Annotated in this window: 25 protein-coding genes and 1 pseudogene; 9 read left to right on the forward strand and 17 right to left on the reverse strand. The window is 31.7% G+C overall.

Features of this window, described 5'->3' with window-relative positions:
* Window positions 1–5: 5 nt before the first annotated feature.
* Genes mqnF through PF021_RS00470 form a run of 6 tightly spaced genes read left to right on the forward strand, consistent with a single transcriptional unit; the run spans window position 6 to window position 5,225 of the window.
* Window positions 6–1,235 (forward strand): aminofutalosine deaminase family hydrolase, encoded by a 1,230-nt coding sequence (mqnF, locus tag PF021_RS00445; RefSeq protein ID WP_271020427.1) that lies wholly within the window; start codon window positions 6–8, stop codon window positions 1,233–1,235.
* A complete protein-coding gene (locus PF021_RS00450) occupies window positions 1,228–2,613 on the forward strand; it encodes a phosphomannomutase/phosphoglucomutase (protein WP_271020429.1) in 1,386 nt (461 codons plus the stop codon). Before mqnF ends, PF021_RS00450 begins: the two co-directional genes overlap by 8 nt.
* 2 nt (window positions 2,614–2,615) lie before the next feature.
* A complete protein-coding gene (gene pyrC, locus PF021_RS00455) occupies window positions 2,616–3,617 on the forward strand; it encodes a dihydroorotase (RefSeq protein ID WP_271020431.1) in 1,002 nt (333 codons plus the stop codon).
* The gene (coaD, locus tag PF021_RS00460; protein WP_271020433.1) at window positions 3,614–4,093 is read left to right on the forward strand and encodes a pantetheine-phosphate adenylyltransferase; all 480 of its coding nucleotides are present in this window, start codon (window positions 3,614–3,616) and stop codon (window positions 4,091–4,093) included. The genes pyrC and coaD overlap by 4 nt, the downstream gene beginning before the upstream one ends.
* Complete coding sequence (tmk, locus tag PF021_RS00465; RefSeq protein WP_271020434.1) at window positions 4,084–4,656, forward strand: dTMP kinase; 573 nt, start codon at window positions 4,084–4,086, stop codon at window positions 4,654–4,656. Before coaD ends, tmk begins: the two co-directional genes overlap by 10 nt.
* Window positions 4,653–5,225, forward strand: a complete 573-nt coding sequence (locus tag PF021_RS00470) for a ComF family protein (protein ID WP_271020436.1) — start codon at window positions 4,653–4,655, stop codon at window positions 5,223–5,225. Before tmk ends, PF021_RS00470 begins: the two co-directional genes overlap by 4 nt.
* A 1-nt stretch (window position 5,226) precedes the next feature.
* On the opposite strand, the gene fliY is transcribed toward PF021_RS00470, so the two are convergent.
* Genes fliY through aroQ form a run of 8 tightly spaced genes read right to left on the reverse strand, consistent with a single transcriptional unit; the run spans window position 5,227 to window position 11,569 of the window.
* Window positions 5,227–6,075 carry a flagellar motor switch protein FliY gene (gene fliY, locus PF021_RS00475; protein WP_271020438.1) on the reverse strand — a complete coding sequence of 283 codons (849 nt, stop codon included), beginning with the start codon at window positions 6,073–6,075 and terminating at the stop codon, window positions 5,227–5,229.
* Window positions 6,076–6,094: 19 nt separating this feature from the next.
* A complete protein-coding gene (gene fliM / locus PF021_RS00480; RefSeq protein ID WP_271020440.1) occupies window positions 6,095–7,153 on the reverse strand; it encodes a flagellar motor switch protein FliM in 1,059 nt (352 codons plus the stop codon).
* The gene (locus PF021_RS00485) at window positions 7,146–7,853 is read right to left on the reverse strand and encodes an RNA polymerase sigma factor FliA (protein WP_271020442.1); all 708 of its coding nucleotides are present in this window, start codon (window positions 7,851–7,853) and stop codon (window positions 7,146–7,148) included. Before PF021_RS00485 ends, fliM begins: the two co-directional genes overlap by 8 nt.
* Window positions 7,837–8,229 carry a hypothetical protein gene (locus PF021_RS00490; RefSeq protein WP_271020444.1) on the reverse strand — a complete coding sequence of 131 codons (393 nt, stop codon included), beginning with the start codon at window positions 8,227–8,229 and terminating at the stop codon, window positions 7,837–7,839. Before PF021_RS00490 ends, PF021_RS00485 begins: the two co-directional genes overlap by 17 nt.
* A 13-nt stretch (window positions 8,230–8,242) precedes the next feature.
* Window positions 8,243–9,100, reverse strand: coding sequence for a P-loop NTPase (locus tag PF021_RS00495; RefSeq protein ID WP_271020446.1), 858 nt, complete (start codon window positions 9,098–9,100; stop codon window positions 8,243–8,245).
* A 2-nt stretch (window positions 9,101–9,102) separates the two neighbouring features.
* Window positions 9,103–10,488, reverse strand: a complete 1,386-nt coding sequence (gene flhF / locus PF021_RS00500; protein ID WP_271020448.1) for a flagellar biosynthesis protein FlhF — start codon at window positions 10,486–10,488, stop codon at window positions 9,103–9,105.
* Window positions 10,485–11,063, reverse strand: a complete 579-nt coding sequence (gene folK / locus PF021_RS00505; RefSeq protein ID WP_271020450.1) for a 2-amino-4-hydroxy-6-hydroxymethyldihydropteridine diphosphokinase — start codon at window positions 11,061–11,063, stop codon at window positions 10,485–10,487. The genes flhF and folK overlap by 4 nt, the downstream gene beginning before the upstream one ends.
* Window positions 11,064–11,074: 11 nt before the next feature.
* Window positions 11,075–11,569, reverse strand: coding sequence for a type II 3-dehydroquinate dehydratase (gene aroQ / locus PF021_RS00510; protein ID WP_271020451.1), 495 nt, complete (start codon window positions 11,567–11,569; stop codon window positions 11,075–11,077).
* A 239-nt stretch (window positions 11,570–11,808) separates the two neighbouring features.
* Here aroQ and PF021_RS00515 point away from each other — a divergent pair, with 239 nt between their 5' ends.
* From PF021_RS00515 to PF021_RS00525, 3 genes and pseudogenes are all read left to right on the forward strand, one after another.
* A complete protein-coding gene (locus tag PF021_RS00515) occupies window positions 11,809–12,045 on the forward strand; it encodes a hypothetical protein (RefSeq protein ID WP_271020452.1) in 237 nt (78 codons plus the stop codon).
* Window positions 11,991–12,209 (forward strand): hypothetical protein, encoded by a 219-nt coding sequence (locus PF021_RS00520; protein ID WP_271020453.1) that lies wholly within the window; start codon window positions 11,991–11,993, stop codon window positions 12,207–12,209. The genes PF021_RS00515 and PF021_RS00520 overlap by 55 nt, the downstream gene beginning before the upstream one ends.
* Before the next feature lie 234 nt (window positions 12,210–12,443).
* Window positions 12,444–14,544, forward strand: a pseudogene (locus PF021_RS00525) (molybdopterin-dependent oxidoreductase).
* Between the two features lie 55 nt (window positions 14,545–14,599).
* Here the strand turns inward: PF021_RS00525 and PF021_RS00530 are convergent.
* From PF021_RS00530 to PF021_RS00570, 9 genes are read right to left on the reverse strand one after another with little or no spacing between them, the layout of a single operon-like run.
* Window positions 14,600–14,920 carry a hypothetical protein gene (locus tag PF021_RS00530; protein ID WP_271020454.1) on the reverse strand — a complete coding sequence of 107 codons (321 nt, stop codon included), beginning with the start codon at window positions 14,918–14,920 and terminating at the stop codon, window positions 14,600–14,602.
* A 1-nt stretch (window position 14,921) separates the two neighbouring features.
* A complete protein-coding gene (locus PF021_RS00535) occupies window positions 14,922–16,229 on the reverse strand; it encodes a hypothetical protein (RefSeq protein WP_271020455.1) in 1,308 nt (435 codons plus the stop codon).
* Entirely contained in the window at window positions 16,226–17,749 is a 1,524-nt protein-coding gene (locus tag PF021_RS00540; protein ID WP_271020456.1) for a DNA repair protein RecN, read from the reverse strand. The genes PF021_RS00535 and PF021_RS00540 overlap by 4 nt, the downstream gene beginning before the upstream one ends.
* Entirely contained in the window at window positions 17,746–18,579 is an 834-nt protein-coding gene (locus PF021_RS00545; protein WP_271020457.1) for an NAD(+)/NADH kinase, read from the reverse strand. The genes PF021_RS00540 and PF021_RS00545 overlap by 4 nt, the downstream gene beginning before the upstream one ends.
* Window positions 18,576–19,292 (reverse strand): hypothetical protein, encoded by a 717-nt coding sequence (locus tag PF021_RS00550; RefSeq protein WP_271020458.1) that lies wholly within the window; start codon window positions 19,290–19,292, stop codon window positions 18,576–18,578. Before PF021_RS00550 ends, PF021_RS00545 begins: the two co-directional genes overlap by 4 nt.
* Before the next feature lie 9 nt (window positions 19,293–19,301).
* Window positions 19,302–20,111 carry a J domain-containing protein gene (locus PF021_RS00555; protein ID WP_271020459.1) on the reverse strand — a complete coding sequence of 270 codons (810 nt, stop codon included), beginning with the start codon at window positions 20,109–20,111 and terminating at the stop codon, window positions 19,302–19,304.
* A 45-nt stretch (window positions 20,112–20,156) separates the two neighbouring features.
* A complete protein-coding gene (locus PF021_RS00560; protein ID WP_271020460.1) occupies window positions 20,157–22,163 on the reverse strand; it encodes a dynamin family protein in 2,007 nt (668 codons plus the stop codon).
* A gap of 3 nt (window positions 22,164–22,166) precedes the next feature.
* The gene (locus PF021_RS00565) at window positions 22,167–24,446 is read right to left on the reverse strand and encodes a dynamin family protein (RefSeq protein WP_271020461.1); all 2,280 of its coding nucleotides are present in this window, start codon (window positions 24,444–24,446) and stop codon (window positions 22,167–22,169) included.
* A gap of 56 nt (window positions 24,447–24,502) precedes the next feature.
* The gene (locus tag PF021_RS00570) at window positions 24,503–26,965 is read right to left on the reverse strand and encodes a hypothetical protein (protein WP_407081397.1); all 2,463 of its coding nucleotides are present in this window, start codon (window positions 26,963–26,965) and stop codon (window positions 24,503–24,505) included.
* Between the last annotated feature and the right edge of the window lie 7 nt (window positions 26,966–26,972).

Below are 26,972 nucleotides of genomic sequence, written 5' to 3' on the forward strand. Positions count from 1 at the left end.
TTTTTATGTATTTAGTTGGTGCTGATTTTTTGCTTTTGTGCGATGATTCTTTTAGCATAATAGAAAAAGGTGGAATCTATTTTGATGACAATGAAATAATTGCAGTTGATAAATATGAAAAGTTAGAATCTTTAAGAATTAGAGAGAAGAAATATTATGAAAATTGTGTCATTACACCATCTTTTGCTAATTTGCATACACATTTAGAATTTAGCAAAAATAATGGCAAGTTGCATTATGGTAACTTTGGCAAATGGCTTGATAGTGTAATTGTAAATAGGGATTCTCTAATGGATAGCACACTAGAAGAAGCAATGCAAAGAGAAATTACAAAAATGCTAAAAAGCGGAATTTCGTGTATTGGTGCTATTTCTAGCTATGGATATGATGTGGAAGTTTTGGCTAATTCTCCTTTAAGAGTGCTATTTTTTAATGAAGTAATTGGTTCAAAAGAAGAAGCAGTGCCATTTTTAGAACAAAGTCTAAATGCAAGAATCAAAGAGTGTGCACAATATCAATCAAAAAGATTCTTCCCAGCAATCGCTATTCATTCGCCATATTCTGTGCATGAAACATTACTAAATAAAGCATTAGAGATTGCAAAAGTAGAAGAGTTGCCATTAAGTGTGCATTTTTTAGAATCTAAAGAGGAAAGAGAATGGCTAGATAATGGCAGTGGTTATTTTAAAGATTTCTTTAAACGATTTTTTAATTCTGATATGACGCCATTTTTTAGCATAGAATCTTTTTTGGATAAATTAGAGGGTTTGAATCCTTATTTTGTTCATACTCTCTTTGCAAATGATAATGAATTAGAAAGAATTAAAAAATTAAATGGCAAGATAATTTCATGTCCTCGTTCTAATAGGCTTTTAAACAATGCTTTATTGCCACTTTCTAAAATGTATAACAATGGCTTTGATGTTATTTTTGCAACTGATGGGCTTAGCTCAAATGATAGCTTAAGTCTTTTAGATGAGTTAAAAATGGCACTTTATGCTTATAGTGAATATGATGTTGAATATTTAGCACAAAAATTATTACTTGGCGTTACAAACTATGCTTTTAAAGACAATAAAATAGGGCTAAAAGCTGGAATCTTAAAGCAAGGCTATGTGCCTGATTTTGCTGTTTTTAAACTTGAATGCAAAGAGCAAATAGCATTAAATTTGATTTTAAATTCTAAAGAAGCGTTGGCACTTTATATCGGAGGGATAAAGGTAGAGCATGAATAAGCTTTCAATTTTTAGAGAATATGATATTAGAGGCATTTTTAATAAGGATTTAACAGAAGAAAATGTCTTAAAGATAGGCTATTTATTAGGATTAGAGATACTAAAAAGAGGTGGAAGCAATATTGGCGTTGGCTATGATGCTAGAGTTCATTCTTTGAGCATTTTTGAATGGTTATGTAGTGGCTTGGAGATAGCAGGGATTAAGACTTATAACTTAGGAGAGATTCCAACCCCTGTTGGATATTTTGCACTTTTTACTGATTTTGATGATGTGGTTTTGGATTCTAGTATTGTAATTACTGGTTCTCATAATCCACCGCAATATAATGGGTTTAAAATCACGCTTTTAAAAGAGCCGTTTTTTGGTGAGATGATTTATGCTTTAGAAAGAGAGTTTTATAATTCTTCATTCCCTAAGCTACAAACAAGCGCTAAAGAGAGAGGGAGACTTGATGTATTAAGTAAGTATATTGATTTTTTATCTAAAAAATTTGAGAAATTAAGAGGCTTTAATATACCGCTTAGTATTGATTGTGGAAATGGTGTTGCAGCACTTGGAATCTGTCCTATATTAGATAGGCTTGGGATTAAATATAATGGTCTTTTTTTAGAGCCTAATGGGAATTTTCCAAATCATCATCCAGATCCTAGTGAGGTAGAAAATTTAAAATTCATTATTGATTCTATGTCTAAAGTAGATGGTATTGGGATTGCCTTTGATGGTGATGGAGATAGATTGGCAGTATTAAAGAGCAAAGATTTGAAGTGCAGAATTTACAAAGGCGATGAATTAGCCATAATATATGCAAATGAGGTAAAAAATCCATTTGTAATAGGTGAAGTTAAGTGTTCTTTGAATATGTATGAATCTATAAACAAAATTGGCAAAACATTAATGCATAAAACGGGACATAGTAATTTAAAAGTGAAACTAAAAGAAACAAATGCACATATGGCGTTTGAAGTTAGTGGGCATATGTTTTTTAATGATGATTATTTTGGATTTGATGATGCAACTTATGCTGCTTTGAGACTTCTTGATATAGTGCATAATAAAGGGCTTAAGTTTGATGAAGCATTAGAATCTCTGCCCAAACTTTACTCTACTGATGAGATAAAAATACAAAGTAGTGAAGAAACCAAGTTTGTAATTATTGAAAAACTAAAAGAGATTCTAAAAAATCCACCAAAAGACTTTCCAAAAATACTTGATATTATAACTATCGATGGTGTTAGAGTTGTGTTTCAAAATGGTTGGGGGCTAATTAGAGCTAGTAATACAACTCCAGTGCTTGTTGTTAGATTTGAGGCAAAAAGTAAAGAAGATATGGAGCTTTATAGAGATTGTATGTTATCTTTATTAGAAATAAAGGATTAAAAATGAAACTAGAAATACAAAGTCCATTTGATATGCATTTGCACTTAAGAGATGGAGAGATTTTAAGAGATGTTGTAAATTATACTTCTTCTCAATTTTGTGGTGCTGTTGTTATGCCAAACCTAAACCCACCTATAACAAGTGTAAAACTAGCATTGGAATATAAAACTAGAATCCTAAATTCTTCTAAGTATGACTTTAGCCCTTTTGTTAGTTTGTATTTAACAGAAGAGTTAGATAAAGAAGAATTGCAAAAAGCAAAAGATAATGGACTTTTTATGCTAAAGCTATATCCAAAAGGTGCAACCACAGGTAGTGAAAATGGTGTAAAAGAAATATTAAGCGATAAAGTCTTAGAGATTTTAGAAGTTGCAGAGAATTTGGGATTCATACTTAGCATACATGGCGAGACAAATGGCTTTGTCTTAGATAGGGAATTTGAATTTTTACCTATTTTTGAATCTTTAGCCAAGACATTTCCTAAGTTAAAAATCATCTTTGAGCATTTAAGCGATAGAAGATCCATAGAACTTGTAGAGAGATATGATAATTTATATGCAACTTTAACCTTGCACCATATGCTTCTTAGCTTAGATGATGTGCTAGGTGGAATGCTAAATCCGCATTATTTTTGTAAGCCAATTTTAAAGACACCAAAGGATAAAGAAACATTGTTAAATATCGCACTAAACGCACACGATAAGTTTTCTTTTGGTAGCGATTCAGCGCCGCATTTAATTAGTAAAAAAGAATGTAATAATGGTGCAGCTGGAATCTTTAGTGCTCCTATTTTGCTACCAAAATTAGCTGAAGTATTTGAGAAACATGATTCTTTAGAAAATTTAGAAAAATTTGTAAGTCTAAATGCAACTAAAATATATAATTTAAATAGAAGCAATAGAAAAATAACGCTAATAAAACAAGAGCTAAAAGTGTCTAAGATATACAATGATATTGTGCCACTTTTTGCAGGAGATAGCATGTCTTGGAGCTTAGAGCAATGAGGATAGCAATTTATCCCGGGACATTTGATCCTATTACAAATGGTCATGTAGATATAGTAAATCGTGCGTGTAAAATCTTTGATAAAATAATAGTAGCAGTTGCAAAAAGCGAGAGTAAAAAGCCATTATTTTCGCAAGAATTACGAGTAGAAATGGCGAAAATGGCTTTTTTAAACAAACCATGTGTTAGCGTTGTTGGATTTTGTAATTTGGTTGCTGATTTTTCAAACGAAGTTGGTGCAAATGTTCTTCTTAGAGGGCTTAGGGCGGTTAGTGATTTTGAGTATGAATTACAAATGGGATATGCAAATGCATCATTGAATAGTAATTTAGAAACTATTTATCTAATGCCTTCTTTAAAAAATGCTTTTATAAGCTCTAGTGTTGTTAGGTCTATTTTATTGCATGATGGTGATATTAGCCATTTGGTGCCAAGTTGTGTTTCTAATTTTATAAGGAACAATAAATGTATATAGCATTAGAGGGTATTGATACATGCGGTAAAAGCACACAAATAAAATCTCTAAAGTTACATTATAAAGATGCAATTTTTACAAAAGAGCCAGGTGGCAGTAAAATAGGTGAGAAGTTAAGAGAGATTCTGCTTTATGATTGTGAATCTCTATCAAAAGAAGCAGAGATTTTATTATTTCTAGCAGATAGAGCACAACATATAAAGGAAATAATAAAGCCAAATAAGGAGAAATTGATAATTTCTGATAGAAGTCTAGTTAGCGGTATTGCATATGCAACAGATTTTGATTTTGAGATTTTGCAAACTTTGAATCTTTTTGCTACTAGTGGGGTTGTGCCTGATTATGTAGTGTTTTTGGAAATTTCTGAAAATGAGCTTATAACTAGATTGGGTAAAAAAGAAATGGATAATATAGAAAAAAGAGGTGTAGAGTATCTATTGTCATTGCAAAGCAGAATCTTGGATACAATTAGGCTTTTAGGAATTCCATATTGCATAATTAATGCTTCAGATGAAGTTGGTGCTATAACAAATGAGATTATAAGTTTTATAGATAGTAAATGAGATGTATTGTTTGCTATAAATTATCTATTTTTACAATATGTAAAAATTGTCTAAATATAATTAAAATTACTCCTAGAAGTAGGGAGCTAGATGGCTTTAAGGTTTATAGTTTTTATGATTTTTCTGAAGTTTCTTTCTTGTTATCTTTGAAATATGATTATATAGGTAGCAAAGTGTATTCTATACTCTCAAAAAAAGTATTATCTTATGTGCAAAATATTTTAAATAATAATATTAGATTCTATGGAGTTGCAGTTGATGATAGGATAAATAATAAGGGATATTCTCATAGTGCGATACTTCTATCACATCTAAAAAAATGCAATATAACCCCAATGTATCACACTCTAATATCCACAAATAATGTAAATTATGCTGGTAAAAGCTTGGAGTTTAGAGAGAAGAATCCTAGAAATTTTGTGCTAAAGAGAAGTGTTTATAATAAAGATATAGTCTTATTTGATGATATTATAACAACAGGATTGACGATAAAAGAGGCTAGAGATTCTATAAATAATGCTGGTGGCAATGCACACTTTGCATTTGTGCTAAGTGATGCAAAATACTAGGCTACATTAGTTGTTCTATTCTGTCTTTTTTTGGTGCTATTTCGGTTATTTGAATCCCAAAGTTACCATCTACAATTACAACTTCACCTTTTGCAATTACTTTGTCATCAACTAGCACTTCTAGTGGGTCGTTTGCTAGTTGGTTTAGCTCCACTACACTTCCTATATCCATGGCAATAACATCTTTTAAGAGCATTTTCTTTTGCCCGATTCTTACCTTTACTTGCAATCTTACATCAAGTAACATTGCCATGTTTTTCATTTCATTATTGTTTAGCTCCACTTTAGATGAATTGCTTCCGCTGTTTGCTGGGCTAGATTCTACTGGAGCTTCTTCTGCTTGTGGGCTAAATAACTTCTCAAATGTGCTAGAAAATGCAAAATATATGGAATCTTTTACATCGCCTATGCTAAATGAGAATGTATAAAAGCCACTATAATCATCTAATGCTAAATCTCCACCATCGCCTATAAAGGCTATGTTTCCTATGTTAAAGCTAAGTTTTGGTAGCTCCTTTTGCCCTCCAAGAGAAGTAGATACCGCCCCTAGTATGTTTGATGCTATTTCTTTTGTTGCATCTAAGTCATCATCTTCCATGGAATCTTTTGTCGCACTTCCATCACCACCTAGCATCATATCAGCTAGTGCTGTTCCTAGCTTTGCAGAGATAAACATAGCCATTCTTGTAGAATTATCAGAATCTATATCTATCTTTGTCATAGGTGCTACTATGCTATCTTTTTTGCCATTTTCACTTTCTATTAGACTTACTTCAGGGGCTTGTCCTAGCAGTCCTTCTATTGTTGAAATTGTTTCTTTTGTAATTAGTTGTAAAAAGTCATTAAGCATATAATCTCCCTATTTAAGCTTATTCTTCTTCTATTTCATTTGCTCTTGATTTTCTTTGCATTTCTAGCATTTCTAGTATTTCTTTTACTTGGTCTTTTTCGGTTTTTATCATTTCTTTTACTTCAATTGTTTTTCTATATCTGTGAAGTCCTATACTTGCTAGGAATTTCTCTCTTCCATCTACATTTATAATAACTGTGTCATCAGCAGGTCTATCAAGTCTTACTATATCGCCAACTTCTAAATCTAAAATTTCCCTCATAGTAAGTTTCGTCTCACCTAAGACTGCAGCGACATTTACCTTCGCTCCACCAAGAAGTGCTTGAAGCTCTTTGTTTCTAGACTTTTTAGAGTTAGTTTCACTTAGCATAATATCTCTACTTGCAAGACGAGAAAGCACAGATTCTAAAGAGATAACAGGATAGCAAAGATTCATCATACCGCTACTATGTCCGATAATTATCTCCATAACAACCATGATTACAATTTCATTTTGTGCAACGATTTGCACAACATTTGGGCTTGATTCTTTTACATCAACGGTTGGGAATATTTCTGTAACAGGTGCCCACGCTTCTTTTAGATTCTGCATCATTTGACGCAAAATTGTATCTAGCAAGTTTAGCTCAATATCACTAAATTCGCGCGTAGATTCATAAGGGTCGCCTTTTCCTCCCAAAAGTCTGTCAATCATAGGAAATGCAATGCTTGGATTTATCTCCAAAACCCCTGTCCCATCAAGTGGCTTCATTGAGAAAACATTGAAGCTTGTAGGACTTGGTAAGGACATTAAAAACTCACCATAAGTCATCTGATCCACGCTATGAAGCTGAATCTCAACAATAGAACGCATGATTGCAGAAATTTGACTTGATAGGCTTCTAGCCATTTTGTCATGAATCCCTCTAAAAGCCCTTAATTGCTCTTTGCTTACACGATTTGGTCGCTTGAAGTCATATAGAGTTATTTGCCTTTGTTGTGTCGGGGCTGGTTTGTCTATGATTTCTGTCTCTGAACCATCATCATCAACCACTTCTAATAGTGCATCAATTTCTTCTTGACTTAGAATATCAGCCATTTATCCCCCTTTGCAAAAGATTTAATTTTAGTTTTCTAATAATTGTTTTATGTATTTGCGATACTCTAGATTCACTTATTTCTAATACTTCACTTATTTCTTTTAAGCTTAATTCTTCATAGTAATATAGTTGGATTACTAATTGTTCGTTTTTGGTTGATTTCTCCAAAATGTCTTGTATGATATTTACTAATTCTTCTTTTTCTATTGCATTATAAGTTTTATCATCTAAAGAAGCACTAAGTTGCTCATCAAGTGGCATTACGGCATATATTTCGCTAGCATTTCTTGCATCTTTTATCTTTTCTATATCTTCGCCTAAAACCTTACTTAGATACTCATTATCAGGCTCTTCTTGGTGGATATTATAGTATTTTACTATTTCATTATCTATTTTTTTAATTAGTGTTCTTGTGTTTCTGCTTACGCAATCTAGGCTTCTTAGATAATCAAGCATTGCACCTTGCACCCTTGATCTAGCATATCCCCAAAATGAATCATTTATGCTTGCATCATATTTTCTAGCTAACTTTATAAGCTCTTCTGTGCCTATTGATACTAAATCAGCAAAATCAACACTAGCAGGCAATCTTTCTTTAAGCTTGGCAGCTAGACTTTTTAATGCCGGCAAATAAGCTACTGCTAGTTCGTCTTGGTTTTGTTTGATTACGCTTTGGTAGCCATTAGAAAATGTCTTCATTTGCTAACTCTAAAAGTTTATCTTTATTGCTTTTATAGACTCTTTCTTCTTTTTCTTCCTCTCTCATTGTTTTTTCCATAGTTCTCAAGAAACCTCTTATTTTGTTTGTTGCTTTTTCTCGTTTATCAAATTCTTCGATATATTCTTCTAGTAAATTATTATAAGATGGTTTTTTTATAGAACTTTCTTTTTGGGTTAGGAATTTTATAAAGAAAGATACGCTAACTAGCGTTATTAGATAAAAGCCAATAGTTGATAGAAGTGTGCCAGCAACTATCATTTCAGGATCGTCAAATTTTAAAAAAGATAATAATAAGCCTATAAAGAATCCATTAACAATGGCAAAGCTTAAAAAATTATCCATTTTTAACATCATTTATAATCCTTTATTAAAAGTGTCCTAATATTTTTTTGATGAACTTACCAAACCTTTTGTCTTCTTTTACTAGCACATTTCGTTCCAATTTTTTAGCAAGCGTTCTTGCTATTTCTTCTAGCTCCATTGCACTATCAGAATTCGGTTCTTCTTTTACGAAGATCCCCCTATTTTTACTATAATAATTTATTAGTGTGTTTTTGGTTATCTTTCCTATTAATTCTAAATTTATATTTTGTATATTCATTCCTGCTATTTTTTGTATTTTGTCAAAAATCATACTAGCTTCAGCATTATTTTTTGCCATGTTTATAAGCATGAAGATTCTATCTTTAAAGTTTGAAGTTAGCTTAATTGTTGCATAAGCATCAGTTATTGCTGCTGGATCTGGTATTGTTAGAACAATTACATCATCGCTATTTTTTAGAAATGTCTGTGTGTATTCTCCAATTCCCGCACCTGTATCAATAAGCACAAAATCAAGCCCATCTAAAAACTTTGAATCTTCAACTAAAGATTCAAACATAAATTCACTCTTATATCTAAAGATATCACTTCCAGAATCTCCGGGAATTAGATATAGCCCATGTTCTATTGGGACTATTATATCTTTTAGCGAGGCTTGGTTTTTAAGCACATGAAGTAGATTTTTCTCGCATCTAACACCAAAGATAATGTCTAAATTAGCCAATCCAATATCTGCATCAAAGATTCCAATTTTAAATCCAAGTTGCCAAAGTTTATAGGCTAAATTAGCACAAAATGTGCTTTTGCCAACACCACCTTTACCGCTTGTTATAGCTATGAATCTAGTGGCTAATTTTTTGTCGTTTTGAACTAGTGATTCTAGAGCTGCTGCTTGATTTTTCACTTCTATGCCTTAATTAATCCATCTAATAAGCAATCTATTAAAAAGTCGCTAGTTGCGACATTTAAATCATTTGGCACTTCTTGACCTATTGATAGATAGCTTGTCGGTTTTTTGGTTTCATAGATTAGCGAGAATATATTGCCATAGCTATGCGTTTCATCTAACTTGGTAAAAATTAAAGTATCAATCCCTAGGGTTGAGAAAGTATGATAGATATCTTTTAAATCTTCATATTTTGTTGTTGCACTCATTACCAAGCTTACATCTATTTTTGTATTTGGGTCTGCATTTATGAAGCTTTTTAGGGATTCCAGCTTTGCTCTATCGTGCTGTGAGCTTCCAACGGTGTCTATTAGAATATAATCGCAGTATTTTAGAGAATCTAGTGCATTTACAAATTCTTCTGTATCAACAACCGTATCTATGCTTAGCTTCATTTTTTTAGCATAAAACATTAGTTGATCTACTGCTCCTATTCTATATGTATCAAGTGTGATTATTCCTACTTTATAGTTTTTATTTAGCATTCTTGAATATCTTGCTGCAAGTTTGGCTAAAGTAGTGGTTTTTCCAACTCCTGTTGGACCTACTAGCATCATAATATTTTTTGAATTTGAGCTTAGATTTTCGGCTCTTGCATATACCATTTTTCGCAATACTTCTCTAAAGTATCTTTTTATTAGCACGGAGTTTTCTCGCATTTTAATAGGCATTAACTCTAATGTTAATTGCATTATTTTTTCTAAATGCTCCTTTGCCATTCCGCTTGCTTTTGTGATTCTATAAATTTCTGCAAATTCATGTGGGATTATTAGACCATCTTTTTTAGGGCCTCTCTCTTCCCAAAACATGTTCTGTATTAGCTTTAGTTTGTCATTTAGTCTATCTATTTCTCCCTTTAGGACTTTAAAATCACTTGAATCTTTTGTTTCTTTTTTTGGCTTTTCCTTTGGTTCTTGTGGTTTTTCTTCTAGTTGTTTATATGGAGATCGTCTTTGTGGCATTGTAGAATTCACTCCAGCAATTTGTGCTATTTGCCTAACCGTGTCTGATAGTTGGAGAGATACTTCTTCTGGTAGATTGCTTTGTGGGAATGTATTTTGTGCTAGATTTGCTGCTCGTTTTTTTTCTAATTCTTTTTGTGCGATGATTTCTAATCGTTCAGCTATTTTGTTGTTTTTGGTTGCAAATAGTTCATCTTTTGCTTTTTGCTCTTCTTCTTTGCTTTTTATTTTTTTATAGTCCTCTTCACTTATGGCTACAGAGATTTCATATTTTCCATCACCTGTTTTCTTCTGTGAGATAATAGAGAACTCATCTCCAAGCTCCTTTTTTGCTTCTGCTAATGCTAGGGTTGAAGTCTCAGCAGTGTAAGTAAATAATTTCATTTAATTCCTTTTAGGGGGATTAAAACACTTTCTCTTTTAAACCATTCTTTATGCGGAATCTGCAAATGTGCCAAGTTTATAAAAATATTTTTAAACCCCAAAACATCAATATCTAAGCTTCTAGGTGCATTTTTAAAAGGACGCTTCCTAGCTCTCCCAAAGATTCTCTCCAAATACATACAATAGCTAAAAAAATCAGCATAGCACATACTAGTTTTAATTACTATTACGCCATTGTAAAAATCATCTTGCTCTATATAACCAAAGGCAGGATTCTTTACAAAAGGAGAATACGCAATTATAGCATTTTTATAACTCAAGCGTTTTGTAAGCTTTCTAAAAGTTGATAACACATTGCCAACATTGCCACCTATACCGAGAAGGACATATTTTCTTAGATTTTTGTTTTTGTATCTATTGTATGGATTTTTTATTCTTATGTGTTCATATCTTTTGATTTTATGTGAGAAGCTGAATCTGTCTTTTTTAGGATAATCATGGGGAATAAAGCATATACAATCTTTATTTATTTGTAGTTTTTTGTATGATTTTATATCCCAGTAGCTAGTTTTCATAACAACAGAATTTAGTTCTGTTGTTGAGTTTGTTGAGTTTGTGCTTGAGCTCTTGCGTTTTTTATTGCTTCAATTTCACTTAGAATCTGTGATAATCCTTGTAATGCCAAATGATAGCCAATAGGACCAAATCCAGCAATCACACCAGAACAAGCAGCAGCAGTTAAGCTTTTGTGCCTGAATTCTTCTCTTGCGTGAATGTTGCTAATATGAACTTCTATTGTGGGTAGATTAACAGCAGCTATTGCATCTCTTATAGCCACTGAAGTGTGTGCATATGCAGCAGGATTTATTATTATTCCATCATATTGTCCTAAGCATTCTTGAATCTTATCTACAATTTCGCCTTCAAAATTGCTTTGAAAAAATCCAACTTCAACCCCCATTTGTTCTGCGTGTTTTTTGATGTTTTCATGTATTGTATCTAGCTTTACAGGACCATAGATTCTTGGATCTCTTATTCCTAGCATATTTAAATTTGGTCCTTGAATAATCATAGCCTTCATTGATGAACTCCTTAAGTTTTAGCTTCAAAGTATTGATTATAACAAAAAGCTTTATAAAATTTGTAATTTATGGAAGTTTTTTGTTTCTCAATATATAAAAAATTATATAAATGACATATATTGAATTAATTTGGTTTTATATAAGAATTTTTGAATCTACCTTTGGTAGTTAAATTATTTATAGGGGGATTTATGTTTAGCATACATATGAAAGTTGTTAAGTTTGCATTGATTGCTTTGTGTTTTCATCTGCCTTAGTTGCTGATAGTATAAACATTGAAAAAGGCGATATTTTATATGCAGCTAAAGTTAAGAATCTATTTTTAGAGGAAAATAAGGCAATAGGAAGATTGCTTTCAACTGCTCAAATTGAAGTTTTAAATGTAGATTCTAAGAATATTGAACTAAAGGTAAAGGATATGTGCAAGAGGGTGCAGAAAATGCCATTTATTATGCACCAAACCGCAGAATCTTAAATGTTGCACTAGGTAGAACTTCAGGTGTGAAACCAAAGTTAGGCAAACAAGTAGAAAGCGATTCCGATAAGAAATGGTATGAAGCAGAGTTAATAATTAAAACCACAAAAAACAATCTAACAAATGATGTAAAGCCACTTTATAAAGCCGCCAATGATATGTAGCAAACTGCTCTATATGTCATAGCTTGTATAGCTCTACTAAATTTAAGGCAAATCAGTGGCCTAGTATAGTTAAATCAATTGGTATGAGAAGTGGTATGGATAATGAAAGTGTGTATTTGCTAACACAATTCTTGCAAAAAAAATGCAAGCGATATGCCAAAATAAAAATAAGGAGGAGATGATGAGTATAAAAATGCAGACAATAATATAACTAGAAGAGGTGTGCTTAAAGCTATGGCACTTTTTGTAGCTGGCATTAAAGGCTTTAATAGCAAATTAGTTTTAGATGGTGATGTTATAACTGGTGCTCATTGGGGAATCTTAAAGGCTACTATTAAAGATGGCAAATTACTCTCTACTACAAATGCTCTAAATTCCGATATTATAAATCCATTTCATTCTATAACGCCTTATTTGATTTATACAAAATCAAGAATAAAATACCCTGTTGTAAGAAAGAGTTATTTGGAAAATCCAAAAAATCCAAAGCCTGAACTTAGAGGTGCTGATGAGTGGGTTAGGGTAAGTTATAAGGAAGCTATAAAATTAATATCAAAAGAATTAAAAGCAACTTATAAAGAGAAAGGAAATACTGCTGTGTTTGCTGGAAGTTATGGTTGGAAAAGTAGCGGAAATGTGCATAATGCTAGAATCTTGTTGCATATATTTATGGGTATGGCAGGAGGATATGTAGGTAGCACTGGAGATTATTCTACTGGAGCTTCACAAGTTATTATGCCTCATGTAATGTGGGGGTTTGGAAGTTTATGATCAACAAACTTCATGGGATGTTGTGCTAGAAGATTCAAAGGTAATTGTAATTTGGGGTGCTGATCCGTTTGTTACTCTAAGAATCGCATGGACTATAAACGAATGTAAGGGCTTAGAATATTTAGAGAAGCTAAAAAATTCTGGTAAAAAATTATATGTATAGATCCTATAAGAAATGATACTTGTCAGTATCTAGGTGCAGAGTGGTTATCACCAGTGCTAAATACTGATGTTGCATTAATGCTTGGAATCATACACACTATGCTTAGCACAGGCAAATATGATAAAGATTTATAGAAAATTATACTACTGGATTTGATGAGTTTAGTGCTTATGTATTGGGCAAAAAAAAGATGGCGTAGTAAAGAATGCAAAATGGGCTAGTAGAATCTGCGGTATAAAAGAAGGAACTATTAAACAACTTGCAAAAACATTCTTTGAAAATAGAACCATGTTTATATTTGGCTGGGGTATGCAAAGAGCTCATCATGGTTAGCAGCCACATTGGATACTTGTAGCACTTTCTTGCATGGTTGGTCAAATAGGGCTTCCGGGTGGTGGATTTGGTTTGAGTTATCATTATAGTAATGGTGGATCTCCAACTGCAACGGCTGGAATTATTGGTGGTATGAGTATAGGCGCTGGAGGCGAAGCAGGTGCTGAATGGCTAATGCAAGGCTCTAAGATAAATTTCCCAGTAGCAAGAATTGCTGATGCGTTATTAAATCCGGGCAAAACAATTGATGATAATGGCAAGAAAATAACATACCCAGATATTGACTTTATTTGTTGGGTTGATGGGAATCCTATGGTGCATCACCAAGATACAAACACAATGGTAAAAGCATGGAGAAAACCAAGAACAATAGTTGTGCATGAACCTTATTGGACTCCTACTGCTAAATTTGCTGATATTGTTATGTCTATTACTACTCCTTATGAAAGAAATGATATTTCAATGAGTGGGGTTATTCTAATTTGCATATCGTTCCTATGAAAGCACTTGTAAAGCGAGAGTTTGAATTTGTAGATGATTATGATGTTTTTAGTGATTTGGCAAAGGAATTTGGAATTTACAAAAAATACACAGAGGGTAAAAATGAAATGCAAAGATAAACCAGCAGAGTTTGCACTCCTTACAAATCACCCACAAAATAGACTTCATTCTCAACTTGCTAATACTTCTTTAAGGGATATGACTGCTATATCTGGTAGAGAACCTGTGTGGATAAATACAAAAGATGTCAAGAAAAAGGGTATCAAAAATGGTGATATAGTAAGAATTTATAATAAAAGAGGGCAGGTCTTAGCAGGTGCATATGTAACTGATAATATTAAAGAGGGTGTATTAAAGCTATCTGAAGGTTCTTGGTATGATCCGATAAATCCTTTAGAAAAAAATTCACTTTGTAAGAATGGTTGTGCAAATGTCCTAACAATAGATATTCCAACTTCAAAGTTAGCAAATGGAAATATTTCTCATACTGGCTTGGTAAATATAGAAAAATATACTGGTAAGCTAGAAGAGGTAACTGCATTTAATCCTCCAAAAGGTGCTAACTAATACTAAAGAATCCCAACTTGTGTGGGATTCTTTTAAAAAAATAAAAATCTGTATTTTAGACAGATATATCAAGGTGGGTTATATCACCATGTGAATCTCGCACTATTTCGTCTTTTTCTTGTTCTTTTTTTTGCTTTTTTTTGTTTTTCTTTTCTTTTTTTTCTTGTTCTTGCTTACTACCTTTAGCATCTTCATCTGTTTTTTTTATGTCTTCTGCAGGGCGGACTTCCGCGATTTCGTTTTGTTTGTTTTCCATTTCTTGTATATTTACTAATGCTTGGAAATCTAGTTTTGCTTGGGCATTAGCATGTTGTGTCGAGCTAACTTGTGAGTTTTGGTTTATAAAAGTTGTATTTCCAACCGGGCTAACTGCCATTTTAATCCTTCAAAATTACTATTGTGCTTTCCTTGCCGTAATTTACATTTGCACCTTGCACTATTTTAACAAACTTTCGTTTTGTATAATCAACTTCATACCTACCACTATAACCTTTATAATAGGATACCAAAAGTTCGGCTGCTTTTTTAATTATTATTTCTGGAATCTTATTTTTGCCAGAGTGTATTATTAGATGTGAGCTTGGTATATTTTTAATATGCATCCACAAATCATCTGCTTTAGCGTTTTCTAAAAGCTCTATATTTTCTTTAGAATTTTTGCCTATTGATATTTTAAAGCCTTCTATAAAGAAACTTTCATTTGTTTTTGTTTCTTTTTTACTCTTATGTTTGTAGCTTAGGTTTGAATCTATTATGTCCAAGTTCCCTATGTTATGCGTATTTTCTATTAGCTCCAATAGGTTTTTATAAAACTCTTTTTTTGATAGCAAGTTTTCAGATTCTATGTGCAAATTCTGCGCTTTTTTGTTTTCTTTTTTTGAGGTTTTGAAAAATATTTGTGCTGCTAGACTTAAGTTGTTGCAATTATTTGGGAGTGTTATTTTTAGACCATCTAGCACAATATAGCTCCCTTTAAAGTTTGAAAAATTATGCAAATGCTCTAATATTTTATGTCCATATAGTGCGTGTTTTTTGGCGTTTTTTTCTAAGTCATCTTTGTTTTTTAGTGATGAGAGATTCTTATTTATTTGAGATATTTTTTGTGATATTTTGTTTTTTAGCTTTAGTTTTTTAGCACTTAGTAGATTTTGTTGTAATTTCTCAAAGTTATTTTTTAATGCATAAAATAATTCTCCTTCGTCTTTATCTTTAAATTCCTTTAGCGGTGAGAGTTCTGCTAGGGGCTTATTTATCTTTACTTCTCTAAATGATGTTTCGTTTGATATATGATGGAGTGCATCTTGGACTATGTTATCTTGCAGTATTATTAGGTTTGTATTTTTTCCTGTGAATTCCACTTGCATTAGTATTTCTTGGCTTTTGTAACTATTTTGTATCTGTAAGTATAGCTTTAAGATTCTGTTATTTGGTTCTGCAATAGCTTTTATTATTGTTGAGTTTGATAGTTTTAGCAGAGTTTTGTCAAATGGTGCATTATAGCTCTTTGATGATATTAGAGATTCTTGTGTTATAAAAATTAGGCTCTTGCCCCTACTTAGGTCAAAATAAAAAATCTCTCCATTAATATTTACATAAAATAAATTATCCCCTATTCTTTTTATTAGCCTTAATTTGGAGTTAGAATTTATGTAAGAGGCGAATTTTTTTAGAGTGTGTATATTCATTTGATTTTATTTTTGGCAAATTCTATTGCCTCTTTTGTTATATTTTTTCCGCTTATCATTCTTGCTATTTCTTGGATTCTGCCATCTTTGTCTAGTTCTTTTATTGTAGAGCTTTTATCTCCCTTTTCTACTAAGAAGTGCTTTGTTGCAAAGCTTGGCATATGTGGTTGGTGAGAGATTGCAAAGACTTGATATTTTTTTGATAGTTGATGTAATACTTCCGCTACTCCTTCAGATTCTTCTCCGCTTAAGTTTGCATCTAGTTCATCTAGTATTATTATTGCATTATCTTTATTTGTGCTTTGTGCTAGTAGCAGTGTTAGTCTTAGTCTATTAAACTCTCCAGAGCTTAGATTTTTTATATTTGTTTTTTCAAAATTTAACTCTAGCGTTGAATCTCCTAGTGCATTTATTTGGCTATTTTGTAGATTTACTTTTAAGCTTGGCATTTTTAGTAGTGTTAATGTGCTATTTAGAGTATCTTCGAATTCTTTTAAATGCTTGTCTCTTGATTTATGCAGAGTTTTTGCACTTTTTTGCAGTTCTTGTTCTGTGCTATTAAAGCTATCTTGTGTGTTTTTTAATATTAGTTCTATATTTTCGTATTTTTCCAGCTCTTGTTGCTTTAAGCTTAAATGCTCTAATGCTTCAGAGATTCCACCATATCTATGGTTTAATGCACTTAGAGATTCTATTCTTTCTAGTATTTTTTCGATATTTTCGCTATCTAGCTCTTCTAATCTTTGCTCTTCTCTTTGACATATTGTATCTAGCTCATTTAAAGATTCTATAATATGACTATTTTCTATTTCTAGGAGTTTAAATAGATTTGATACTACATGAGAGTTTTTTAGAAATTCTTGCACTTCATATATGTGTTTTAGAATCTTTTCTTTTTTTGATAACTCTTTTTTTAATTGCAATAGCTCTTCGTATTCGCCTTCTTTTGGGTTTAGGTCTTGTATTTTTTGTATTTCAAATTTTATAAATTCTTTTAGGTCATTTATTTTTAGAGATTCTTCTTTTAGTTTTTCTAGTTCTTTTTTTTGTGTTGTGTATTTTTCATAGATATTTTTATAGTCTTGTAGAATCCCATTGTGTGCTTTATCTTTGGTGCTACAATAGCAATCTAGTGCTAGAAATAAATTCTCTTGAGATAGTGCATCGTTTGATTTTGTGCTTAAATGTTGCAAGTAATGCGAGAATAATTCGCTGATCCTTTTTTTGGGTATGTTTTGAGAATTTATAAAATATCTTATTTTATCTTTTTTAGTGATGGTTAAAATCACTTCTCCATCATCGATTAATCCTTTAAAATCATCACTTATAAATGGTAGATTTATTGTTGCTTCTATTATTTCTGCATTTATATCTCTAAGTCCAAAAATTGCTAAGACACTCTCCATAAGCACGGATTTACCAGCACCACTAGCACCGCTTATTACATTGAAGTTTTGACTTGGGGTTAGCTCTATGTTTGTAAAGGTTGGCGAGTTTTTAATCATTATTTTTTGTATCATTCATAATCTCCCCAGTAGAACTTTTCTTTTAGAATCTTAAAATAATCCCATTCTTTGTTGTGTATGAGTTTTACACCTTCTTTTAGTGATTTTATGCTTAAAGTATCATTTACCTCTAAAGTTACACTCTCTTGTCCGTCAAATGTTATGTTGCAAGTCTCTTTAGTGCTTATTGATACATTGAATTCTGATGGCAGTATCAATGGGCGTTGAGTTAGTGAGTGTGGGCATATTGGTGTTAGTAATAAATTATCAGAAAATGGATATACAACAGCTCCACCAGCACTTATGTTATATGCAGTTGAGCCAGTTGGGGTTGAAATTATTAGCCCATCTCCATAATAGGAGTTAAAATATTTAGAATCTATATATGCTTGTAAAGTTAGCATGCCCTTGCCACATCTTGCAAGGACTATGTCGTTTAATGAATAGAATTTTTGTTCCTTTAGATTTCCTTCTAAAATCATGTGATTTGCAATGTTGTAGTTACCATTTTTTAAGTTTGGTAAAAAGGAGGACACTTCTTCTTTTTGGAGGTCTGTTAGGAATCCTAATCTGCCCATGTTTATACCTAAAATTGGTTTTTGATATGGATATGAGATTCTAGCAGTTGATATTAATGTGCCATCTCCACCTATTGAGATTAGGAAGTTAGATTTAGTGCATATTTGGTGTATGTCTAATCCATTTTCTCCTAGCATTTTTGCACTAGAATCTTCTAATAATACTTCAAAACCAAGAGATAGTGCCAAGCTCTTAAATTCCAAGAAGTATTCTTTAAGCTGTGGAGTTTGTGGGCGTAAAAATACACCTAAAGTTAGTTTTGTCATTCTACGAAATACGCCTTTATGCTGTATCCTCTTTTATTAGGCAGTTGCATACTTGGGCCTTCAAAGGCTACTGCATTTGGTATTTTTTTGTTTATTTCTCTTATTGCTTCTCTAGCTCTAAAAGAAGCTAAGCCTTCTTGCTTTAACTCTGGTGATAATCCTCTATATGGATTTGTATCTACCACTCCTTGAACTTCAAAGGCAACAACTCTAATATCATCTTTAAGTTCTTTATTTACATTTGTAGCAATAGATAGCATACAATTTGCAGGAATCTGCCATTTACCAATTTCCATAGCGAAACATTCTGTAATTATTTGTTTTTTTGGTTTTATTACATATCTTATATTGGTTAGTGTGTTTGTGTTTGCTTGAGCATTTTGTTGGTTTAGAGGATTTATAGAGTTCGATAGTTTTGCTAACTCCATTTCTTTTTTAGCTAATGCTTCTTTTAGTCTTGTAATTTCATCATCTTGTGCAATTTGAGTAACCTCTATATCTACAACTTCATTTAGATTCTCATTTGCATTTGGCTGACTAAATCCAAGTGCTATTTTTGCGTCATGTAGCAATTCTTTTCCTAATGGTTGTTTTAACAGGTAGAATCCAGCACCAAATATAATAAGCACTACAATTGTTAAAATAAGCAACATAGGAATAAAGCTTTTTTTAGGCTCTTTTTCAAATTCTACTTCTATTTCTGTATTAGACATGATTCCTCCTTATGCTATGCGTTTGAAATTTGACTTTATATTTTCATAAGCTTCATTTATGATTCTAAATTTCTCTGCATATCCGTCTATTATTTTTTTATCTTGACCATACACATTATCTGGGTGATATATTTTTACTAGCTCTATATATCTAGTTTTTATATTTTCAAAGTCATCATTATAGCTACAACCTAATATTTTATAGCTTTTTTTGAGTATTTTTTCTTCTTTTGTGAGAAATTCATCAAAGCACTCAAATGTGTTATGTGCTTTAAATGTAGCATAATCAAAGTCTAAAACTATGTTGTGTATTACCTTTTGAGATAGCATTCCTATTATCTTTTCCCAAAAATACGGACTTGAAGAATCTAAAAATATCTCCTCTTTTGTGTAGCTTATTAAATAATGACTAAAAAGAGAACATAAATACCTTCTAGCTAGGCGACTTTGACGGCTTAATTTTAGGCATACTTGCGAGTTTGTAGGTGTGCTTTGGATTATTTGTAATGATACAACTACATGCTCTAATAGCCCTCTTTGTTCTACCATCTTTATCCTAATTGGTAGATGACTACTATCAAGTATTACTTGGAAGTTTTCACTTTCTTTTTTGTTTTCTTCTTGCATTGCTACATGATAAGCCCAATTTAAAAAGTAGTCTTTTTTATATCTTTCGCCATCATCTAGTATCAGCACAGAACTTGATAGTCTATATGCTTTTGAAAAATGCTTATAGGCAAAATTTATTGCACGAGTTAGAAATTTTGATTCTTTTTCGATACTAATTTGAATGTATGGGTCTAAAAGCTCAACTTTCACTAGCATTCCTTTGCATAAACATTTCTTTGTTTAATTTTGCATATATTAAAGCAACTTTAGTTCCATATTTTGAAATTCCATAATTTCCTTAAGATTCCCCTTTATTGTATCTATTTGTTTGTTTATATTTTCTTTATTAACGCTAATTATTTGCATATTTTGTTTTGTTATTACTTCAAGCTGTGATATAAATTTTGAATTTGTTTTTTTAAGCAGATTCATAGGTCCAAATAGTCTAGCTTGAAATTGTTCAAAACAGAATCCTTCATTAAGTGTATCTCTTATATTTTCTAATGTCGGAGTAAATAGTGCAAACTCACTTTGGTTTTCTTTGTGCTTATCTATCGAGTTTGTTATTTTTAAGTCTATTTTACTTAGGCTTAGAGTTATTATGTTGTTGTAGTTTATTGATATAAAATTACTAAGAAATGTTAGCTCACTATTTAGATATGAGATTATTTCCAAGTCGTTTTTGAAGTATGGCGTTAGTAGATTTTTATAATATGCCATGCTAAATTCTTCTAAATCTTTTAGTGTTTTATTGTCTTTTGCTATTGCGTATATTTCTTGTCTTTTTATTTCATTATTTTTCCATTGTTCTATATTTTTTTGAAGCTCTTTAGAATAATTGTTTATGCTTTTAGAAAATAACTCACAGAAATTTTTAATTTGCAAACTTAGCGATTTGAAGTTTTTATAAAGTTGGGAATCCTCATTTGTTAGAGTGATTTGTAATTGTTCTTTTGGAAGGATTGTTACTTCTTTGATTTGTATTTGTATTTTATTTGAGATTATTCCTTTTTGTATTGTTTGTATTTCTATATTTTTGGTTGTTAGTGAGTTGTATATCTTTTGTGCTAGTAGGTCTAAGAGTGCATCAAGCCCTATGTATAAGTCATTAAATATTTTTTGTTCTTTTTCTTGTGTGATATTTATGTTTTCTTTTGTGTTTTGCATGTGTTCTTTTAGTATTTTTTCTAAATTTATATAGCACATTTTTAACTTGTGATATTGCAAGTTTAATAGCACATGCATTTCTTTGAATTTCTTTATAGCGCTATATTCTTTTGATATGCTTGCCTTTGGCTTTATATAAGTATCTAAGAAGTCGAAAATTAGGGGCATTCCTGATTGCTCCATTAGGTTTTCATTGTCTTGTAGTTTCTTTAGTGCTTCATTTATTTTTGTTTCTTCTTGGGTTAGAAGTTCTCTTATTTGTTCTATTGATTCTTGTGTTGGATTTATTGTTTGAATCTTTTGTGTCATCGTAATTAGTGATGTTTGATAGATTTTTGTATCGCTATTAAGCCTTGCGTCAAGTGCCATTTTTGCTGATATTGGAATTATTTTTTTAAAAATATCTCCAAATGTGCCAATTGCATACTCTACGCTAGTGTCTATATCTTTTTGTGAATGCAGTCTGTCTTTTTGGTTTAGGACACACAGGCTTTTTTGTGCATAATTTTTTATTGTATTTTTTAGTAATATTTTTTCGCTATTTTTACCAGCATTGTCAATTAGGGTTAGCCAAATTATCCCATCTATATTTTCTAAAATCTTGCTTGTAGTTTGTGTGTCATCTATATTTTGTGAGTTAAATCCGGGTGTATCAAGGAAGTTTATTTCTTTTAAAAACAAAATTGGTGCATATAAACAAAAGTGATCGATTTCTTTGCTTTCTTCTCTTGTTTGTTTTTGCAAGAAATCAACATGTTGTAATACTTTTCTACCATCTTTATATATTACTTCTAGTATGTATTCTTCTCCGTAGCATATTTTGCATACTTTAGATGTAATTGGTGTTATTCCTGTTGGGAGTATCTTTTGCCCTAAAAGAGAGTTCAAAAATGTGCTTTTGCCACTTGAGAATTGTCCTATGATTGCTATTTGCATTGGTTCTTTACTTTTGTTTTGTAGGCTGTTTATGAAGCTTAAAGAATAGTCATTTGTATCTAGGTTGTTAGATAGATTCATTATTAGTTTTTGAGTTGGTGATTTTTCTTTAAGTTTATTTAGTATTTCGTTGCATTCTTGTATGTATTGTTCTAGCATATTTTACTCTTTTGTAGTGTATTGTTGTAGTGTTGTGCATAGCTTTAGTGCGTCTTTTATGCACTTTTGTGAAGAATCTATCTTAATCATTCTTTGTTCTTTTTCTTGGTTGTTATTGTGGCTATTTTGTATTATTTTTTGTAGTGTTCTTTGTTTTTCTTCTTCATCTTTTTTATGTGTGTTTATTATGTTTTCTAGTGCTTGTGTGAAGTCTTGCGTGATTTTAGATTCAAAGTTTTTGCTCTGCTTAATAATTTCATCTTCAAAGCTTAAAAATCCACTATCAAAGCACCTACCAAGCTCTATAAACATCGAATCTTTGCTATTTTTATTGTGCTTTTTTGTGATTTTTTGTATTTCGTTTAGAAGTTGTATTTTGCATTTTGTAATTAGATTTTTATCCAAGTTTATATTGCTACTTTCATTGATGGCTATTTCAGAGAATGAGAGTTTTATTTGATCTATTTTTTTACTTAATTCTTTTTTGCTATCTCTTAGAATGTCAATTAAAAAATCACTAAGTCCAAGTTCTAAGATTCTATCTAGTCTATTATTTTGTATTGTTTGGTTTTTCTCCATATCATATAATATATCATCGTAGATTCTTTTTATTAGTATGGTTTTTGCATTTTTTAGTTTTTGGTTTAGCGAGTTTTTTGCACTTTGTAAGAATATTTCTAGTTCTTCTTTGGCGTTTTTAAGCTTTAGTTGCAGGGCATTTATTTCTTCGGTTTTTTGAGTTGCTTGGGATTTTATTATTTCTATTTCTTCTTGTATTTTTGATTCTGAAGCAAAGAGTAGCTTGGATTCCAAGTTTAGATTTTCTTGTAGTTTTAGCAATATTTTTTCAAATTGTCTTAGAGCTATAAATATTATATCTTTGGCTTTTGTGCTGTTGCTTCCTAGCAGTGTTGAGTTAAGATAGTTTTCTAGTGTTTGTAGGTTTGAATCTTTTAGTGTATATCCCTTTTCTTGTGCTTTTTTTGGATTTGTATTACAAAGTAGTGCAGGATAACTTGCTAGATATATAAAATCAAGTCTTTCTATCATTAGCATAGCTTTTGTATGTGGTATTTTGTCTAAGAGTTGTTTTTGTATGCTACTTTTTGTGTATGCAAAGGCTAAGTCTAGCTCCCTTTTTTCTAATAAGTCAGCATGTGTTAGGATAATTAAGATTCTAGATATATTTGTGTTTTCTAGCACATAAATAATAAAGTCAATATCAAGTTGTGTAGCACTTTGGGAGGCATTCATCGCATATAGCAATAAATCACACTGCTTAATGTATTCTTTTGTGATTATTTCTCTTTGGATTATTGGATCATCAAGTCCGGGCGTGTCTATTAGTTCTACATTATTTTTTAGAATCTCTAGTGGTGTGTATAGCGTTGTTTGTTTGACTAGATTGCATAATTTATCACTTGTATTTGCTGAAGTGTAGTTTTTTAGCTCATCTATTTTTACTTCTATTGTTTTTGTTGTATCTTGTATGTAGCTTTGTATTTTTTCTTTAAAAGATTCTGTATCTAGTAGCTCTAGTGTTTCATTGCTTATTGTTTTTTGCAGTTCTTTGAATTCTTGTGTATTCCAAAATGTTATTTCTGCTTTTTTATTATCGCTATACCTTAGGATAGTTAGACTTGCAGTCTCTGGGATTGTGCTACTGCCTAGTACTTCTTCTTTTAGTAGAGCATTTATTAGTGTGCTTTTTCCTGCACTTAAAATTCCTGCTATACCGATTTTAAAATGTTGATTTTTGGCTTTGTTGATTATTTCTATAAAATCATTCTTTGTTATATCATTTACTTCACATTTATTTTGTATCGTGTCTATTTGCTCTTTTATAAGCTCTAAAGATTCATCAAAAAAATTTACAAATTTTATTGTGCTTTCTTTTATGTCCTGTGTTTGTTGTAGTTTGTGTAGTTTTATTTTTTCTAAGAGTCGTATTAGTGTATCATGTCGTTTATTTGACAATAAATTATTGTTTTTTAGGGTTAGTAGATTGTTTGTTACTTCTTCTATTAGTTTAATATCTATAGAGTCTTTTTGTAAGTCTAGCAAGATTCCATATTGCATTTGCTCTATTAATTTGTAGTTTAGCTCACCTTTTAGGTATTTGTTAGAAATATCACTTATTGTGTTTGTCTCCCAAAATATATTAAATGAATCTACATCTAAACTTAAAATAATAGATGCAAGATTAGAAGCATTGCTAGAATCTAAGATTTTTAAGTTATGCAATGGAAAAACATCGCCAAAAAATTCCTTCAAACTATCCATGATTATTACCCAAACTAAAGATTTATTAATTTATCCAAAATAAATTTTATATTTGCTTATTCTCTTAAGAATCCATATTCATAAATCTTTGGTTCTAGTTTTTTAGCTAGGGTGTTTATGGATTCTGTAAGGGTGGCAATTAGGGATTTGTAGTGAGGATCTTCTGCTTTGCTTGGTGGATTCATCACTCCTTTTGCATTTCTTCCTTGAAAAAACTCTTTGATGTCATAGAGTGAGGCATTTACATTATAAGGCTTAGCTCTAAAGTCTTGTGCGTGATAGTAAGCATAAACTTCTCTTCCTGCTTCAAAAACTACCTTTGCTTCAGGGCTAAACTCTAGCTTTTCGCTCATTTTAGATTCTGTAAATAAGCTGTTTATATCATCTAGCTTTATTTTGCCATTTATAAACTCTGTCATAAAGTTACTCTCAAACGCACTCTTTGCTCCTACTTCGGATTCTGTAAAGGGGATAAAGTGGTTTATGCCATTTGTGCTTGTGATGCGGTTTTGTCCGTGAAACAGAGCAAAAGCCAAGCAATCGCTTTGAAACTCTTTGTCTTCTTCCCATAGTGAGTTTGGAGCATAGAATTGATCTCTATCATTGAGCCAAGTTGCTGGAATTGCTTGACGGATTGTAAAGTAAATTCCTCCAAAAATAAGGGAAGTTTTGCTTAAAGCATAATAGTTATTGTGTCTTGTGCCAATTTTGTTGATGATACATAAGAATTTTGTATTTTGAAAATCAGGCGTGGGATTTTCCATATATCCCAAAACTTCTTTTGCTTTCTTATCATCATATCTCTTGATCCACTGATTTATACTCTTAACTCTTTCACCACAAAAACCCTTTTGTCCTAAAAAGCGTCCATTTTTGTCAAAAATATCAAGTCTTACATTTTTGATTGTTTCTTTTTGTTTTGTATCCCAAATCAAAAATCCAATAGGGAATTGCCCTCTAACATTATCAAAAGTATCTGCTGGAACGATAAAACCTTCTAAAAAATGAGCTTTAAAAGTTTCTCTAAATTTGATGAAGTTTTGCGAGTTGAGATATTTAAGTGTAGAAAAACACCCCAAAATACAACCACTGATTTCAGTATAGATTCTTATAAAAAATTGAGCAAAAAGCTCATTGTTTGCCTTACCTAGTATTTCCTTGTATCTTTGGCAAATTTTATTGCCTCTTGCAACGAGATCTTTGTTTTTTCCTGTTCTTGTAACCTGTGAGGCTGTTGTTGCCTCCGCATAAGGTGGATTGATATAGATCACAAGCTTTTGACGCTTTTTCTCATCTTTTAAAATCTCTTGGAGTTTTTTGGGGACTTTTGATTCTGTAAGGACATTGCCCTTTTCATCGACTTTATCAAAAAACTCATCATTGAGAAAATCAAACTGAAAAATATGATTTTCAAAGAGATTTGCTCCATTTTTAATCCGCTCTTTGATGACATCAACATCGGGCTTATCAAGCGTGGAGCAAAAGATATTTCTAGGATTGCTAAGCCCTGAGAGGAGATTACCCGTCCCTCCCGCACAATCCCATATATAATACTCCTCTTGCCAATCCTCACCCAAAGCTTTGGCTAGATATTCTTGGGATTTTTGCACCCAAATTGAAGGAGTGAAAAACGCTCCTTTGCGTTCTCTCACATCTTGAGCGACAAGCAAATCCCTCCGCTCTATAATGTATTCCCAAAACTCCTCTCTTGGAGGGCGTTTATACACACTCCAAAACTTTTGATGAGCTTTTTGGGAATCTTTGAAATTTGCGATTTCATTGGTTTGTGTGCCTAGGAATGTAAGCTTTTTGTTGAACTCATAGTAAGAGCCTCTAAGGATTGTATAGAGTTTATCAGTGATGGTTGAGTTATCCAGTGAAAGCAAATCTGCAAGGTAAAAATCAGCATCAAGGATTCCTACTTGCTTGGCTCTCTCCCAATCAATGCTAATGCTATTCTTAACAACCTCTACCCATTTAAAATACACACTGACAAAGTTGTTTTTGTCTATCTCGTATTTATTGATTTCATCGGTAGTGAGGTTTTGGGTGATGAAGTTTATAAGTTCTTTACTTTGGTTTTCATAGGAGAATAGAATTATCTCGTTTTTTAATGTTAGCTTTAGACTTTCTAGGAGGGTTTGGAATTGCTCTGTTTTGTGATTGCTTGGGGTGATACTCCAATTGATGTCATTTTGATAAAAAACCTCTTGGATACACGAAAAGGGTAGAAATGCAAACTTCTCTGCGTCAAATGCACCTAAGAATTTTGGGGTTTGCTGTGTGTTGTAGCGATATTTTCCGATAGTGAGAATAAGCTGGATAAATGACTTATATATACAAGAGTCTTTGCCATTTTTTGCCTCTGCCCATAGCAGATTGATTTCACCTAAGATTCCGAGATTTTGTGTGATGGTAAAGTCAATCTTGTCCCCGAAATAATTGAAATCTTCAAAATACAAATCTTTTATCTTGCTTTTTAATTTTTCTTCTGTAAGATTTGAAAGATTCATTACCACTCCAAAG

This window comes from Helicobacter ibis (assembly GCF_027859255.1).
Taxonomy (GTDB): Bacteria; Campylobacterota; Campylobacteria; order Campylobacterales; family Helicobacteraceae; genus Helicobacter_D; species Helicobacter_D ibis.